The 15,716-nt window shown below is 61.0% G+C and carries 14 protein-coding genes; 10 read left to right on the top strand and 4 right to left on the bottom strand.

What is annotated here, in order from left to right; translation table 11 throughout:
* Positions 1-29 precede the first annotated feature (29 nt).
* The 3 genes from ACORLH_RS12305 to ACORLH_RS12315 form a co-directional block, all read right to left on the bottom strand.
* Entirely contained in the window at positions 30-830 is an 801-nt protein-coding gene (locus ACORLH_RS12305) for a SapC family protein (RefSeq protein WP_321828700.1), read from the bottom strand.
* 59 nt (positions 831-889) lie between these two features.
* Positions 890-2,272, bottom strand: coding sequence for a TolC family protein (locus tag ACORLH_RS12310; protein WP_321828701.1), 1,383 nt, complete (start codon positions 2,270-2,272; stop codon positions 890-892).
* Between the two features lie 225 nt (positions 2,273-2,497).
* On the bottom strand, positions 2,498-3,031 hold the full coding sequence (locus ACORLH_RS12315) for a hypothetical protein (protein ID WP_321828702.1): 534 nt from the start codon (positions 3,029-3,031) through the stop codon (positions 2,498-2,500).
* A gap of 215 nt (positions 3,032-3,246) precedes the next feature.
* Here ACORLH_RS12315 and ACORLH_RS12320 point away from each other — a divergent pair, with 215 nt between their 5' ends.
* The 7 genes from ACORLH_RS12320 to ACORLH_RS12350 all read left to right on the top strand — a co-directional run bounded on the left by ACORLH_RS12320 (position 3,247) and on the right by ACORLH_RS12350 (position 9,202).
* Positions 3,247-3,633, top strand: a complete 387-nt coding sequence (locus ACORLH_RS12320) for a Fur family transcriptional regulator (protein ID WP_321828703.1) — start codon at positions 3,247-3,249, stop codon at positions 3,631-3,633.
* 24 nt (positions 3,634-3,657) lie between these two features.
* A complete protein-coding gene (gene zrgA, locus ACORLH_RS12325) occupies positions 3,658-4,332 on the top strand; it encodes a zinc uptake protein ZrgA (protein ID WP_321828704.1) in 675 nt (224 codons plus the stop codon).
* Entirely contained in the window at positions 4,332-5,033 is a 702-nt protein-coding gene (locus tag ACORLH_RS12330) for an ABC transporter ATP-binding protein (protein ID WP_420719828.1), read from the top strand. Before zrgA ends, ACORLH_RS12330 begins: the two co-directional genes overlap by 1 nt.
* Positions 5,030-6,280 carry an ABC transporter permease gene (locus ACORLH_RS12335; protein WP_321828706.1) on the top strand — a complete coding sequence of 417 codons (1,251 nt, stop codon included), beginning with the start codon at positions 5,030-5,032 and terminating at the stop codon, positions 6,278-6,280. The genes ACORLH_RS12330 and ACORLH_RS12335 overlap by 4 nt, the downstream gene beginning before the upstream one ends.
* Entirely contained in the window at positions 6,277-6,795 is a 519-nt protein-coding gene (locus ACORLH_RS12340) for a DUF3299 domain-containing protein (protein ID WP_321828707.1), read from the top strand. The genes ACORLH_RS12335 and ACORLH_RS12340 overlap by 4 nt, the downstream gene beginning before the upstream one ends.
* 218 nt (positions 6,796-7,013) lie before the next feature.
* Complete coding sequence (locus tag ACORLH_RS12345; protein ID WP_321828708.1) at positions 7,014-8,750, top strand: tyrosinase family protein; 1,737 nt, start codon at positions 7,014-7,016, stop codon at positions 8,748-8,750.
* Positions 8,751-8,833: 83 nt separating this feature from the next.
* Positions 8,834-9,202, top strand: a complete 369-nt coding sequence (locus tag ACORLH_RS12350) for a hypothetical protein (protein ID WP_321828709.1) — start codon at positions 8,834-8,836, stop codon at positions 9,200-9,202.
* On the opposite strand, the gene ACORLH_RS12355 is transcribed toward ACORLH_RS12350, so the two are convergent.
* Positions 9,199-10,113, bottom strand: a complete 915-nt coding sequence (locus ACORLH_RS12355) for a LysR family transcriptional regulator (RefSeq protein ID WP_058242831.1) — start codon at positions 10,111-10,113, stop codon at positions 9,199-9,201. The genes ACORLH_RS12350 and ACORLH_RS12355 overlap by 4 nt on opposite strands.
* A 112-nt stretch (positions 10,114-10,225) precedes the next feature.
* Between ACORLH_RS12355 and ACORLH_RS12360 the strand changes: the two genes are divergently transcribed.
* From ACORLH_RS12360 to ACORLH_RS12370, 3 genes are all read left to right on the top strand, one after another.
* A complete protein-coding gene (locus tag ACORLH_RS12360; RefSeq protein WP_321828710.1) occupies positions 10,226-13,666 on the top strand; it encodes an indolepyruvate ferredoxin oxidoreductase family protein in 3,441 nt (1,146 codons plus the stop codon).
* A 185-nt stretch (positions 13,667-13,851) separates the two neighbouring features.
* A complete protein-coding gene (locus ACORLH_RS12365; RefSeq protein WP_321828711.1) occupies positions 13,852-14,946 on the top strand; it encodes a GTP-binding protein in 1,095 nt (364 codons plus the stop codon).
* 168 nt (positions 14,947-15,114) lie between these two features.
* A complete protein-coding gene (locus ACORLH_RS12370) occupies positions 15,115-15,702 on the top strand; it encodes a hypothetical protein (RefSeq protein ID WP_321828712.1) in 588 nt (195 codons plus the stop codon).
* Positions 15,703-15,716 lie beyond the last annotated feature (14 nt).

Raw genomic sequence — 15,716 nt, forward strand, 5'->3', positions numbered from 1 at the left:
AAGCCTCCCCAGCAAGCGTGATGATCTACTTAGTGGACGCTGGCCTCGGCCGCGTCTGCCTTGTCTTCTAACGTTTCTTCTGATGTGTCCTCGGCCGGGGCCTCAGCTGCTGCGCTGGCTGTCTTGGTCACCAGCGCCTCAATCTGCTGCATCGACAGCATGTGGATCTGGATCAGATCCAGATCGCCCGAGCGGAACAATTTGGTGATCTCTTCATCCGGCAGCGCGCGCAGCTTTTCGTTGCTCACCCGCAGGAAGCCAGTGATGCCGCCCTTGGTGCCATCGGCCAGGGTGAAGTCGATGCGCGCCTCTTCCAAAAGCCCCGCCTCTTCCAGACGGTCGCAGAAACCTTGGGTGCGGTTGAAGGTCGCCTGATACTCCTCCACAAACTGCAGAACCGAGCGCAGATAGGTGGTTTCGGTCCCTTCGGAGTCAAACAGACGCTCGCCTTTGTCGTCAGTGTTCAGCCCCGCGTAGCCCTCATCCAGACACAGCGTCATCTGGTCAGACCCTTTTTGTGCTGCAAAAACAAAGGGATAGCGGCGGAAGAAGGCCGGCACATAGCGCCCGGTCCAACTGTCATTGGCATCAACAAAGGCGTTGCTGTCTTTCTGCGTGCTCAGCAGGGCCAGCGGCACAACACCGGTTTCGGTGCGGCTGAAGACGATCGGCGTTTCCACACAGGCGCGCGGAAATTCCACATCCACGATCGGAACCGCATTCACATCGCGGGCAAAGCCGAATGAACTGGTGCGGCTTACCGAGGTTTTCTGATGAACCTGACGGTTCACCGGCACCACATTGTCGTAGATCAGCAGTTGTTTGGTCATGTTATTTCCCGTTGGTGATCGTGTTTGATCGTCTTGTTTTATGTAAGTGCAGCGCCCTATCAGGCGCCGCTGAAGTCCTGTGACAGGGTCGGCACATCCAAGGCGCCAAAGAGCGCTAGGATCTGGGCCTGAATTTGCACCACCCGCAGCCGGGCGATCTGACCCTGCAACGCCAGCGTATCGCGCCGCAACCGTGCCTCCAGCCCGGCCTCCGGGCCGATGCGACCAGCCTCCTGCTGTTCCTGCGCTGCGGCCAGACGGCGTTCCGCTGCAGCACGTTCCTGACCAACCGACTGGACAGAGGCGAGCGCGCGTTTCAACCCTTCGGTCAGCGCCTCATAGCGGCGTTCGGACAATTCGGTGATCTGCCCCAGCCGCAGGTTAGCAATCTCCACCCGCGAGCGTGCTTCGCGCAGCTTGCTGCGGCGCACCCCGCCTTCATAGATCAGCCAGTCCGCCTGCAGCCCCAGTTCGGTCGACTGCACGGTGGAACCACCGCCGAAGAGCGAGCCTTCGGTTTCCTCATAGGTGTATTCCAACGTCAGTTGTGCGGTGGGCAAGAAGGCGGCTTTGGCAATCTCTTCCTGACGGGCGGCGATATCAATCTCAGCCTTGGCCACCTGAATGGCCGGCGACACCTCGCGCAGGCGTTCCAGGCTGAAGCTGTTGACCAGCGCGTTGTAATTCGGGATCCCCACCGAGGCCCCTGCGTAAGCCACGCCACTGACATCTGGCCCCACAAAACGCTGCAGTTCAAACAGCGCCGTGGTGCGGTCAAATTCCCGTTCTGTCTGCTGGGCGCGGGCCTCAAACACATCGCTTTGCGCGCGCAGGAACGTATCGGCCTCAATCGTGCCGGCATCGACCCGCAGCTGCAGATCTGACGCCAGTTGTGAGCGCGCCCGCACCATGACACGCGACTGGTCATAGCTGATCTGGGCCCGGGCCACATCCAGGTAGCTGTCAATCAACAGGGTGGTCAGCTCATTGCGCGCCACCACAGCCTGCGCCGACACCAGCGCCTGTTCGGCCTGTGCCAGCGGCATCTTCTTCCAACGCACCCGGTCATAAACCGGCTGACGCACCGAGAAGGTCACCGTCGTCGTCGGATAGTTCGACGTGCCTTCCTGAAAGGTGGTGTTGTCCTGATTGACGATTTCCTGCTGCGTTTCGATATATTCGATGTTCAGACCAACCCGCGGCAGCCGTTCGCCCCGGGCCTGCAACACCAGCTCTTCGGCGATCGATTGTTCGATATCCAGGATCTCATATTGGGCATCGCGCCCCAGCATCCGCTGATACGCCTCCGAGAGTGAGAGTGTCTGTGCCTGCGCCCCAGCGGCGACAAACAACAAAGACGCTGCAAGGCCACGCCCCAGCGTCCGGTGTTTGCGCGGTTGTTTTTGGCCGTGATGCGAAATGGCCTGTCCTAACAAATTCATCTGTCCAATTTCCTTGCCTGCCTCATTTTATTAGGGGGCGACGTCGGACTTCGGTGACCAGAAAAAACGCTTAACAATCAGCAATTAAAAGATGCAGAGCGTGTCTGCACAACTACCCCCAACCCAGCGTTACCGACTTTGGCCTTACAAATCAACAAAATGAAAGCGCGAGGCATGTTCAATTCGCTCTCCCAGAGGATGTAAAAACCCCGCCAAAATTGGCGTTCAGTGGATCACCAGTTTCATCACCGCCAGCGCCACCCCCAGCCCCCCGGCAACCACGCCACCCAGCAGGGTTGAGATCACGGTGCCCTCAATCACCCGGCCAACGCGTGCGCCCAGCAGCACCAAAAGGGCCACACACAGGCTTTGCGCCAGGTAAACGGCCAGATCGGTGCTGATCCAGCCAAAGGCGGCGGCGACGAAAAACAGGCTGGGCAGGTTGGCCACCGCCAGCGTCGGATAGCTATGGCGCCAGGCTGCGCGCCATTTCTGTCGGGTGATCGCTTCGCGTACCGCCAGGGCATGTGACATCACCTCGGCAAAGGCTTTCGCCAATGTGATCGCCAGCACTGATCCAAAGAGCACCGCCGCCGTTTCCAGCGGGTTTTCCGGGGTGTCACCCGCCGCCATCAGGATGCTCAGCACCATGATAGCCCCGTAGATGACGCCAAAGGCGGCGTTGTCCAGGCGTTGAAAGAAGCCCGGTTTTTGTGTCGCCTCTGCTGTCGGCGACGCCTGCTTATCTGTTTTGGTCATAAGATCCCTTCGGTTTGGCAAACCTGAATGCCCACAGCCTTAGCACATCTGGCGTTTTGGCGCGCGCTGCCTGGAAAACGGGCGTTGCACGTCTCGATCCACCGCGCCCCAAACCACCCCATTGAGTTTTGTTACTTTATAAAATAATGCTGTGATCAACACGCGGCCCTACAGATGCTAGGCCGTGTACGTGAGGGGACAAGCGGGGGGACCAGATGCGCAAACAAGCGGCGACACGCCAATCGGACATTCTGACCGTCTTGCGCGGGTCTGAGGCGCCGATGACGGCCTATCAGATACTTGAAACCCTGCAGAGTGAGGAGCCGGATCTGGCCCCGCCCACGGTATATCGCGCCCTCAGCGCGCTGACCACGCAGGGCCGCGCTCATAAGCTGGAATCGCTGAAGGCCTTCGTGCCCTGTCGCTGTGATCACGGCGCCAGCCTGCCGGTTCTGGCGATCTGCGGCACCTGCGGCGTGGTTGAGGAACATGACGGCAGCGCCCTGATGCCCGGCCTCACCGATCTGATGCGCCCCAGCGGATTTCAAACGGACCGCACCATCGTCGAAGTTCACGGCAATTGCACTGACTGCGCTCACTGAGCGCTTTGGATTAAGGACATTTCCATGCGTATTACTCTTTCCCTTCTTGCCACGCTGGCAACCACCACGGCCCTGGCCGAAACCACCCGGCAACTGGACGCCCATGAACATGGGGTCGGCGCGCTGAACATTGCAATTGCCGGCACCACGCTGGAGATGGAATTCCACGCCCCCGGCGCCGATATCGTTGGGTTTGAACATGCCGCCAGCAGCGTTGAGGACCGCGCAGCGGTGGATCGGGCGGTTGCAACGCTGGCCCGCCCGCTGGATCTGTTCCAACTGCCCGCTGCCGCCGAGTGCTCCGTCACCGAAGCCCGCGCCGCTCTGGAAGCAGAAGAGGCGCATGACGATCATGACGAGGATCACGCAGAAGAACATGCCGCGGAGCACGGCCATGAGGAGCACGAGCATGAAGAGCATGAGCATGAGGAACATGCACACGATGATCATGATGACGATCACGCAGACGAAGACCATGCCCATGAAGACCACGCAGAAGGCGACAGCCATACCGAGTTCCATGCCCATTACGTGCTGACCTGCGTCACACCTGAGGCGCTGGACCAGATCACATTCGCCTATTTCGACCAGTTCGAAAACGCCCGTGAGCTGGAGGTGCAGCTGGTTTCGGCCAATGGTGCCAAAGCCTTTGAGGTGCTGCGTGACCAACCAATTCTTGATCTGCGCGGCATGTTCTGATTGTGAGCGTAGCCCCGATCATCTCGCTGCAGGATGTGCAGTTTCGCTGGCCGGGCCGCGCGGGCTTCGGCCTCAGCGTGCAGCAGTTTGAGCTGGCCCGTGGCGAAGCGGTGCTGCTGCTTGGCGCCAGCGGATCGGGGAAATCCACGCTGCTGTCGCTGATCGGTGGCACGGTGCTGGCCAGTCAGGGCACGGTCCGCGTTGCCGGTGAAGACATCGCCAGCCTGCCCGGTGGTCAACGCGACAGATTTCGCGCCGAACAGATCGGGATGATCTTTCAGCAGTTCAACCTGCTGCCCTTTGGTTCGGTCCTTGACAACATCACCCTGCCCCTGCGGTTTGCACCAGAGCGGCGCAAACGGGCGGGTGATGTGCAGCGCGCAGCAGCCGGTCTTTGCGCCGCACTTGCCCTGCCGGAGGGGTTGCTCACCGCCAAGGCAGCCACGCTCAGCGTTGGGCAGCAACAGCGCGTTGCGGTGGCCCGCGCCCTGATTGGCACCCCGCCCCTGTTGATCGCGGATGAACCAACCTCCGCCCTTGATGAAACCGCGCAGGGGCAGTTTCTGGATCTGATGTTTCAGCAGATCCGCGCCCAGCGCTCGGGGCTTTTGATGGTCAGCCATGATCCACGCATGGCGGATCGCTTTGATCGGGTGGTTGAAATGGCCGACCTTGTGCATGTTGAAAGGCCAGCGGCATGATCCTGCGCCTTGCATTTGGCTCGCTCTTAGCACGGGCGCTGACGGTGACCATGACGGTTCTGGCCATCGCACTGTCGGTTGCCCTGTTTCTGGGTGTCGAAAAGGTGCGCACCGGGGCGAAGGCCAGCTTTGCCGATACGATCTCTGGCACGGATCTGATTGTTGGGGCGCGCTCAGGCTCGGTGCAGCTGCTGCTCTATTCGGTGTTTCGCATCGGCAATGCCACCAACAATGTCACCTGGCAGAGTTACCTCGATATCGCCGCACGACCCGACGTCGACTGGATCGTGCCGATCTCCCTCGGGGACAGCCATCGCCAGTTCCGGGTGATGGGCACGACGCTAGGCTTTTTCGAGCACTACAAATATCGCCGTGACCGTGGTCTGCAGGTCGCAGAAGGCAAGCTGATGGCCGATCTGTTTGACACGGTGATCGGCGCTGATGTTGCGCAGGCTCTGGGCTATCAGATTGGCGATCCAATTGTAGTGGCCCATGGCATCGCCTCTTTCACCGAACATAAGGATCAGCCCTTCCGGGTGGCGGGCATTCTGGAAAAGACCGGCACCCCTGTGGACCGGACCGTGATCGTCTCCCTTCAGGCGATTGAGGCGATCCATGTCGATTGGCAAAGCGGTGCCAAGATCCCTGGCAAAACCACCCCCGCCGATCAGATCCGTCAGATGGACCTGACGCCCAAAGCCGTGACCGCCGCCCTTGTCGGGGTGACAAGCCCGCTGAAGACCTTTGCGCTACAGCGCAGGATCAACACCTACCCTGAGGAGCCATTGCTGGCGATCCTGCCCGGTGTTGCCCTACAGGAGCTGTGGGGCATTGTGGGCCTTGCAGAAACCGCACTGCTGGCGGTTTCGGTGATGGTGGTGATCACCGCACTGATTGGCTTGATGGCCACGCTCTTTGCCAGCCTGAATGAGCGGCGGCGCGAAATGGCGATCTACCGCGCTATGGGGGCCAGCCCACGGGTGATCCTGGGCCTACTGGTGCTGGAGGCATTGATGACCACGCTCCTTGGGGCTCTGTTAGGTCTGGCGATGCTGTACCTTGGACTGTGGATTGCCCAGCCGCTGGTCGACAGTGCCTTTGGCCTTTACCTGCCTATTGAACCGCCGGGCCTGCGTGAGCTAGGGGTGTTGGCAGGCGTCATCGCTGCTGGCGCAATTGTGAGCATGCTGCCAGCCCTGCGCGCCTATCGCCTGTCGCTGGCCGATGGTATGATGGTGAAGACATGAGTAAGATTTCCCGACGTGACCTGATCACCCGCACTCTGCCGCTCTCCCTCGCTGGGATGAGCCTGCCGAACCTTAGCCTTGCCGCCGCAGCGCGTGAGATCACTTGGGATGATCTGATCCCCCCGGGCATCCCCTATGCGGAGATCATCGGCGAAGGCGAGATGGATGAGGTCAATGATATCTGGCGCCCGATCTATGACGCCAATGCTACCAAGCTGAACGCCGACTTGCATGGCGCCTATATCCGCATGCCGGGTTTCATCCTGCCCTTGGAGATGGACGCCGAAGGGGTCAGCGAATTTGTTCTGGTTCCCTATGTGGGGGCCTGTCTGCACACCCCACCGCCGCCGCCCAACCAACTGGTGCTGGTACGGTCTGTAGATCCCTGGCCCAGTGAGGACCTCTGGGATCCGGTTTGGGTCACGGGGCGGATGAGCACACAGCTGATGACCACCGAAGTGGCAGAAACGGGCTATGCGCTGATCGCCGATGAGATGGAGCGGTATGAGTGGTGAGGGGACCTAACCCCACCTATCCCCTTGCTCTTCCCTCCCCATGCCCAGCGCGGAGGATCGACCTTGTGACGGGTCACCCTGCACGGCGGGGAGTTCACAGCTAGGCTGGAATACCTCCCCTTCTGGAATATTCCCATCTGTGGCATACTATCACTGCGGGTAATTTTCACCCGCAGCAGGAAAGTCATTTTCAAATTTTTACTTTGAGGACCTTCACCATGCCCCATATCTCCAGACGTCATCTGTTAAGCACCGCCGCGGCCTTGGGCGTCGCAGCCAGCCTGCCAAGCCCGATGCTGGCCAATACCCAAGCGAAGTTTGTTCGCAAAAACGCCTTTCATCCTGATGCGATCCCGGATCTGAAGAGTTACCGCCGCGCGGTGGAGGTGATGTTGAACCTGCCGCCGGATCATCCGCACAACTGGTACCGTTATGCGATGATCCATATGTCGGACTGTCCACATGGCAATTGGTGGTTCTTTGCCTGGCACCGCCCCTTCATCGGCTATTTCGAACAGATCATCCGCGAATACTCGGGCGACAGCAATTTTGCCCTGCCCTATTGGGATTGGTCTGCTGAGCCGAAGATCCCACCACAGTTCTTTGTAACCCCGACAGACCCGGACAACCCGCTGGATCCGACATCCGGGCATTACTATGAGACCCAGGCCGATTTCGCCGCCGATTTTGAACCGATCGTAAAGGCGCTTTATGCCAGCTACACCCCCGCGCAGAAGGTGCAGCTGACCCTAAGGGGCTATCCTGATGCCGCCAGCTATTGGGCCAGTTACAACAACGGCGCGCTGGAAGATGGCATTCTGGCCAATATCGCCACCAACCGGGCGCTCAATCGCTGGAATACCGCAGACTACAAGATCGACTATCAAAACCCCGATCTGGTGGACCTGACAGCGCAGCAGACGCCTTGGGGCCGCCCTGTCCCGGCCAAGACCAATGTGGAGCCGTCAAAGATCCGCACCGGCATCAAAGCCCCGGATTTCGCCATGCCCGCTAGCGGCGCATCGCAAAGCGTCTATTTCAACAGTCCCATCTCAGCCAACCACCATATGTTCACCGGCTCTGCCGAGATCGAAGGCTTCCCGCATAACACCACCCACAACTTCCTGGGCAATGCGATGCAAAGCCTGATGTCCCCGGTCGATCCGATCTTCTTCCTGCATCACTGCAACGTGGATCGGCTATGGGATGTCTGGGAACAGCGGCAACGCAATCTTGGGCTCTCCACTCAACCGCTGACCGGTGATCAGCAGGCGTTTTATAGTGAGGAGTTCCTGTTCTACATCGATGTTGCCGGCCAACCCGTCACTGGGCGCACCACGGCCAAGGACGCGATGGAGATTGCGCCCTTTGACTACAGCTATACCCCCGGCACCGGGTCTGAACTGATCGGTGCGCCACTCAGCCGGGTGGTGACGGCAAACTTCACCGCCGTGGAAGAGGCCGCGCCAATCGCTGCCGGCTCAGTGAGCCTTGCCAAAGGGGCGCTGAACCCGGCCCTGACGGAGGAGCTGGCCCTAACAGCCAATAGCCTCACCAATGAAGGGCTGCCCAATGCAGAGGCCGCACGTGACTATCTGGCGACCGTCACCTTTATCCCCCCCGCCTCAGCCGGCAGTCTGGTCTATGAGCTCTACGTGGCGCCGGGCAACAGCGAAGCCGTGCCGGGCAACGCCGATACGGTTCTGGGCGGCACGTTTGAATTCTTTGGCATGCGCGGCGCCAAACACAGCCACCACGCGGATCCACTGCATATCACCTATAACATCACCGATGCGGTGCAGGCGCTGAACGCGCAAGGCTTGCTGGAGAAGGATACCGAACTGTCCTTCGCCGTGGTCACACAATCCAATGAGGTCGGCGGGCTGGAAGCGGCGGCTGAGGCCACACAAATGCGTGATGGTCAGTTGCTGGGGGTCAGCGTCGCCTCCATCTAAAGGGCATGAGACTGTCCCCTCCCTCCCTAAGCGTGGCCGCCTTGGCGGCTGCGCTTGCCCCTGCCTTGGGGGGAACACTGTCAATGGCGGGCACTGTTGCCCTCACCCCCGCCCCGCTTATGGCTGATCAGATGACCGAAGACGCAGCCCTGTTTGAAATCCCACTGTCCACATCAGATGTGCCTGAACGCTGGCGGCTGGACCACGGGCCCTTGCCGGCCAAGGCTCAGATCACCCTGCAATATGAAGATGGCAGCGCCTTTTCCGGGGTGCAGTTCTTTGGCCAGCGCGGGGCAATCCCCCCCGGCAGCCATCAGATCATTGCCGAACAACCCAAGCAGCCTGTCCGCGATAGTCTACGAGTGCGCGCCTTTATCTGGACCCCCTCCACCGGCCTGCGGCCCGCCGCCCCCGGGGAGATCACCCTGCTGGAACCGTTGCCCGCCCGTTAAGGAGCGGCCTCCCCCCGGCCTGCGATCTGCTGCACCACACTGACCAAAGCCTCAGCCCCCGGCAATTGCCGCCGTCCGCGCCGGGTGGCGACTGACCAATTGGCCAGGGTCTGCAGGTCCAGATCCACCTCAACCAGGGCGCCTTGAGCCACGTAATGGCGCGTGCAGTCGCGAATGCTGAGCATCACCAGATCGCTGTTTACCGTCAGATCGCAGATCAGGCTGGTGTTTTCGCTGTCGACCACCAGCGGCAGATCCTCGACCTTGGCGTAGCCAAACCAATCGGCAAACTGCGCCAGAACCGAAGGCGCGTAATGGGATCCGGCCAGTCCGAAGTCCTGCAGGTCCTGCGGGTGCAGCTCCGGCTTGGCCAAAATAGGATGCCCCTGTCGAACAAAGGCCCGGCCAGGCTGCGCCCCAAGCGGCAGCATTTCCAGCTGCGCCGCCTCTGGCATCAGGGCTGAGGTGATCCCGACGATCACATCCAATTCCTCCGCCAGCAGCTTATCCACCAAGACAGGTGTTGGCCGCACCAGCACGTCCAGCGTCATGCGCGGGTTTTCCTTCAACCATTTCGCCGTTGAACGCCCGCCAAAGGCCGAGGCAAAGGCCGCCGTCATCCCCAGACGCACATGGCCCGCCGCCCCATCCCGAAGCGCCTGCACCGTGATATCCAGATTGCGCGCCTGAAACAGCAGCCGCTCCACCTCGGCCAGCAGGCTTTGACCATGGGCAGTCAGCTGAATCGGGCGTTCCTTGCGGTCAAACAGCTGAAAGCCCAGCCGCTCCTCCAGCGATTTGATCGCATTGGACAGGGCCGGTTGGGTGATATTGGCCATGGCGCAGGCCTGCGCAAAACTGCCGGTCTGGGCGACCAGTTCAAAGTAGCGCAATTGGGTAAGGTTCAGCATCGGGCACGGCTCCGCACAGACATTCAAGATGTGAATGGAAAATATAGAAAATCCAAATTTGTGCAAATGTTGCGTCCCCCTTAAACTGGCTGAAATTCAGGAGCCTTCGCCAATGACTTACGCCTTCCCCGAAAAACGACTGGAGATGACCCTCGCCGACCGGCTGGAACAGCCCGAAGGCTGGGTTTACATGACGGGGATGCAGGCCTTGGTGCGGCTGCCGATCCAGCAGGCCCGGCGGGACGCTGCGGCGGGGCTGAACACGGGCGGCTATATCTCGGGCTACCGGGGCTCACCGGTTGGGCGCTATGACGTTGAGCTGTGGCAGGCCGAAGAGACGTTGAAGGCGCACAACATCGTGTTTCAGGCCGGGCTGAACGAAGACATGGCAGCAACAGCCGCATGGGGCAGCCAGCTGGTGGGGCATTTCCCCGGCGCCCGGGTCGAGGGGGTGTTTTCCATCTGGTACGGCAAGGCACCGGGCATGGACCGCTCGATGGATCCGCTGCGCCACGCGAACCTTGCGGGCACCAACCCCAAAGGCGGCTCACTCTTGCTGGTGGGCGATGACCACGGGGCAAAATCGTCAACGCTGGCCTGTTATTCAGACCTGAACTTTGCCTCCACTGGCATTCCGCTCTTGGCCCCGGCCACCGCGCAGGATGTGCTGGATTTCGGGCTGCATGGCATCGCGATGAGCCGTTTCACCGGCACCATCGTGGGGATGAAGCTGGTCACCGATGTGGTTGAGGGCGGCGGATCGGTTCAGGTCGGGCTGAACAGCCCCGAAGTCACCGTGCCTGAGGCGCCCGAAGATGTCGCCATCCAGCCGTTCCGCGCCATTCTGGAGCAGGAGAAACTGCTCTGGGACGTGAAAATCAAACGTTGCCTCAGCTACGCCCGGGCCAATGGGCTGAACCAGATCAGCGGGGACAAAAAGGCCAAGGTCGGCATTCTGGCAGCGGGCAAAACCTGGCAGGATCTGCGTCAGGCGCTGGACGGGCTGGGTTTTGACGGCGACCATATTGGCGACGCGCCCGTGCGCCTGATGAAGGCCGGAATGGTCTGGCCGCTGGACCCGGAGGCGATCAAGACCTTTGCGCAAGGGCTGGACACCATTGTTGTGGTCGAAGAAAAACGCGGATTGCTAGAGGATCAACTGCGCGCCACGCTGTACGGATCGGATCTGAACCCACGGATCGTCGGCAAGACGTTTTCCGGCGAAACCGGTGAGGTTGCTTTCCCGAACTATGGTGAGATCAGCCCAAATCTGGTGGCCCGGGTGATTGCGCGTGTGGTCAATGAAACCAACCCCCGCTACGGCTTGGCAGTGCCCAACCAACCCGGCGCAGCGCCGCGTCTGGGGGGCGGGGTGGCGCGGCCACCGTCGTTCTGCGCCGGCTGCCCACATGGCCGTTCGACCCAGGTGGTTGAGGGCAGTCGCGCCCTTGCCGGCATCGGCTGTCACACCATGGCGGCCTTCCGCGATCCGGCCACCACCAACTCCATCAGCCATATGGGCGGCGAAGGCGGCATGTGGCTGGGCCAGTTCCCCTTTACTGATGAGGCACATGTCTTTGCCAATATGGGTGACGGCACCTACAACCACTCGGGCTATATGGCGATCCGCGCCGCCATCGCAGCGGGGGCCCCGATGACCTATAAGCTGTTGCACAATGGCTTTGTCTCCATGACCGGGGGGCAGCCGCATGACAGCGAAGTCTCGCCCCAGATGATGGTCCAGCAGCTGCGCGCCGAAGGGGTGAACCGCATCGCGCTGGTCAGTGATGAGCCTGAAAAATACAGCGACATGACGCGCCCCGCCGGTGTGACCGTCCACCCGCGTACGGCCCTGGCCGAAGTGGAGAGGGAACTGCGCCAGATCGATGAGGTGACGGTGCTGATCTATGACCAGCCCTGCGCCACCGAACGGCGGCGGCTGCGAAAACGCGGCAAATGGCAGGATCCGGACAAACGTGTCTTCATCAACGCGGCGGTCTGTGAGGGCTGCGGCGATTGCTCCACCGTGTCTCAATGTATGGCGATTGAACCGCTGGAAACCGATCTGGGCCGCAAGCGGGTGATCAACCAGACCTCCTGCAACAAGGATTTTTCCTGCGTGGAAGGCTTCTGCCCCTCCTTTGTCACCGTTTCGGGCGCGAAGCCGCGGCGGGTCAAAGCCGCGGCCGCCCAGTTTGACACCGATCACCTGCCAAAACCGCAGATCGCCGCCGTTGACAGCAGCTGGTCCATCCTTGTGTCCGGCATTGGCGGCGCCGGTGTTGTGACCGTGGGCCAAACCCTTGCCGTGGCAGCGCATGCTGATGGTTACTTTGCCTCAAACCTCGACATCACCGGGTTGGCGCAGAAATACGGCGCGGTGCATTCCCATATCAAGATCGCTGCCGCCCCGGAAAAGATGCGCGCCACGCGGATTGCGGACGATGAAGCCGATGCGCTGATCGGCTGTGACCTTGTTGTGGCCGCAGGGGATGAGGCGCTGGGGAAAGTCAAAGACGCCGAAGCCGTCTGCGTGACCGACACCACCGTGGTGCCAACCGGTGAATTTGCCAGCAATCCCGACTGGTCGCTCAATGGCGACGAGCAGTTGGAGCGGTTGACCCGCACCCTTGGGGATCGGGCCATGGGCATGGACGCGCAGGGTCTGGCGGAGAAGCTGATGGGCGACCGGGTGTTCGCCAATATGCTGCTGGTGGGCGCGTCATGGCAGCAGGGTGGCCTGCCGCTGTCGTATGACGCCCTGATGCATGCGATCACCCTGAACGGGGTGGCGATTGAAATGAACAAACAGGCCTTTGAACTGGGCCGGCTGGCCTATGCGGAGCCGGAAACCGTCGCACGCCTGATGCACCCCACCCCGCCTGTGCTGCTGGACGCCCACCGCCCCCAAACGGCGGCAGAGGTGATCGCAGATCGTCTGGAGCGGCTGCAGGCCTATGGCGGTGCCAGCTATGTGGCGCGCTACCGAGCCATGATCGACCAGCCGGGGTTTGACGCCCTGTCGCCCGAGGCGCAGCTGGCGCTGGCCAAAGGGGCCTATAAGCTGCTGGCCGTGAAGGATGAGTGGGAGGTGGCCCGCCTTTACGCACGGCCCGAATTCCTGACCGAGCTGGAGGAAGCCTTTGAGGGTGATCTGAAGCTGCAGTTCCACATTGGCGCCTGGCCTTTTGCCAAACGGGACAAGACCACCGGCAAACTGGGCAAGGCAGCGCTGGGGCCCTGGCTGCTGCCAGCGCTGCGCCTGACGAGCCGGATGCGGGGGCTGCGCGGCAGCTGGCTGGATCCCTTCCGCTACGGGCAGGAGGCGCAGCTGCACCGTGAGGCACTGGCGATCTATGAGGCGGATGTCAGCTTTGCATTGTCGCAGGCCGCAGCGGGTGCCGACCCGCAGGCCCTGGCAGAATTGCTGAACCTGCCGGAACAGATCCGCGGCTACGGCCATGTGCGCGAACGCCATCTGGAAAAGGTGCAGACCCGCCGCGCGGAACTGCGCGCTGCCCTGACTCAGCCCAACACCGTCGCGGCTGAGTAAGACCGCAATCCCCCACTGCAGCTGATACCCTTAAGGACCGTGCCCTCCACCAGGGGGCGCGGTCTGGCAAACTGACCGGAGAGTGGTGCGCGGCCGATCAACTGACACAGTAAAGATCCCATATTGTGGCCACGGCAGCGCAGATATATGATGTTATATCATTGCAATTCTGTTGAGAGATCGCCATGAACTCCCCTGCCCCCATTCCTGTCAGCCTGCTCACCGGGTTTCTGGGCGCGGGCAAAACCACGCTGCTGAACCATCTGCTGCGGGATCCCAAGGCGGGGCGGATCGCCGTTATCGTCAATGAATTTGGCGATGCGGGCCTTGACCACGATCTGGTTGAACAGGCGGCAGAGGATGTTGTGTTGATGGCGGCAGGCTGCATCTGCTGTTCGATCCGGGGGGATCTGTCACGCACGCTCACCTCGCTTCTGGCGCGGCGGCAAACCGGGGTGTTGGACTTTGACCGGGTGATCATCGAAACCACCGGCCTAGCCGATCCCGGCCCGGTGCATCACACCCTGCTGGTCGACCCGCAACTGGCGCCGCATTTCACCCTTGATGGGATTGTCACTGTGGTCGACGCCGTATTGGGCGCCGATACATTGGATCAGCACAGTGAAGCACAGGCGCAGGTGGCGATGGCCGACCGCATTGTTATCAGCAAAATGGACCGCGCCCACCACGCGGATACTCAGGCACTGAAACGTCGCTTGGATCGCCTGAACCCACGCGCCACGCGGCTGCAAGCCAACCACGGTGCCGTCCCGGTTGAGGCGCTGTTCCACCTCAGCCCGCTGCGCCGCGAAACCGGGCCGCAGAACGTGATGGACTGGCTGTCCGCCGCCCCTCTGCCCCAAAACAAGGATCCGCTGGCTGGCCTGTCTGGGTTTTCAGTGCCACAGCCCGGCCTGGCCGCAGCTTTTGAACCCACCTCGCATCATGCCTTTGACAACCGGATCGTGACCGCCTCGATCGAGATTGAAGAGCCGATTGCCTCCGGAGTTTTCGATTTCTGGCTGGAAACGGTGATCGCCGCACGGGGTGCGGATATGCTGCGAATGAAGGCGATTTTGCACATCGAAGGCACCGAAACCCCCTATGTCATTCATGGCGTGCAGCATATTTTTGAGCCCCCGGTGCCGATGAAGACCTGGCCACATGAGGACCGCACCAGCCGTGTTGTGCTGATCGCGCGGGATTTCAGTCAGGGTGATCTGGACCACTGTCTGGACGTGCTGCGCATGCGCCCGAAAGAGGTGGTGGAAGAAACGTGAGCCGCCGGAACCATCTGTAACGGCAGCGTTTTTGACCACAGAGCGGGCAAAATTCACGGCCCAAAGCCCCTGCTGCGCCGTCAGTACCCATAACATGTGAGTGAGAGATTGACGCAGTCTGAGATTGCAGGCATTGACCTGATCGTTCCAAAAACTCAAAAATGACCCATGTTCCGTTTTTTATACACCATCATGAAACTGTTCGGCGGCGAACAGCGTGCAATGGCTCTGCTGCAAAACAAGCTCCGGGTGGCCAAACGCGCCACGTCGCAGGTTGAAATGACGCTTGAGAAGGCCGTGCGCGGCATCAAAGTCGAAAGCACCCGCCTGATCAAGAAAAGCGAAAACCTGCCCAAGCAGGAACAGATCGATCTGGCCGATGACATTCTGGCTTCGGTCTCGGATGTGGAAAAAAAGGCCACCCTCGGCTTCCAAAAGGCCAAACGTCTGCATGAGATGATTTCAGGCATCGCGCAGCATCCAAGCCTGCCCGACTGGGAACGGATTTCTTATCAGGTGGATGCCCAGCAGGCCAATGCGCAGGCGATCAAACAGCATGCTGTGGCGCTGACCCAGGCGATGCACGCCAAGATCGACCAGATTACCGCGCAATACGCCCCGGACGAACCGGAAGAGGGGCTGGAGGCCCCCGCCACCACCGCCGAGGCTGAGGCAGAGGTCGCGCCCACGACCGCCGCCAAGCCGGCCACCAAGCCCGCGCCCAAACCCGCACCGAAGGCCGAAACGGATCAATAAGCCCAAAAACGCAA

Origin of the sequence: Thalassovita sp. (genome assembly GCF_963691685.1) — a bacterium.
Taxonomy (GTDB): domain Bacteria; phylum Pseudomonadota; class Alphaproteobacteria; order Rhodobacterales; family Rhodobacteraceae; genus Thalassobius.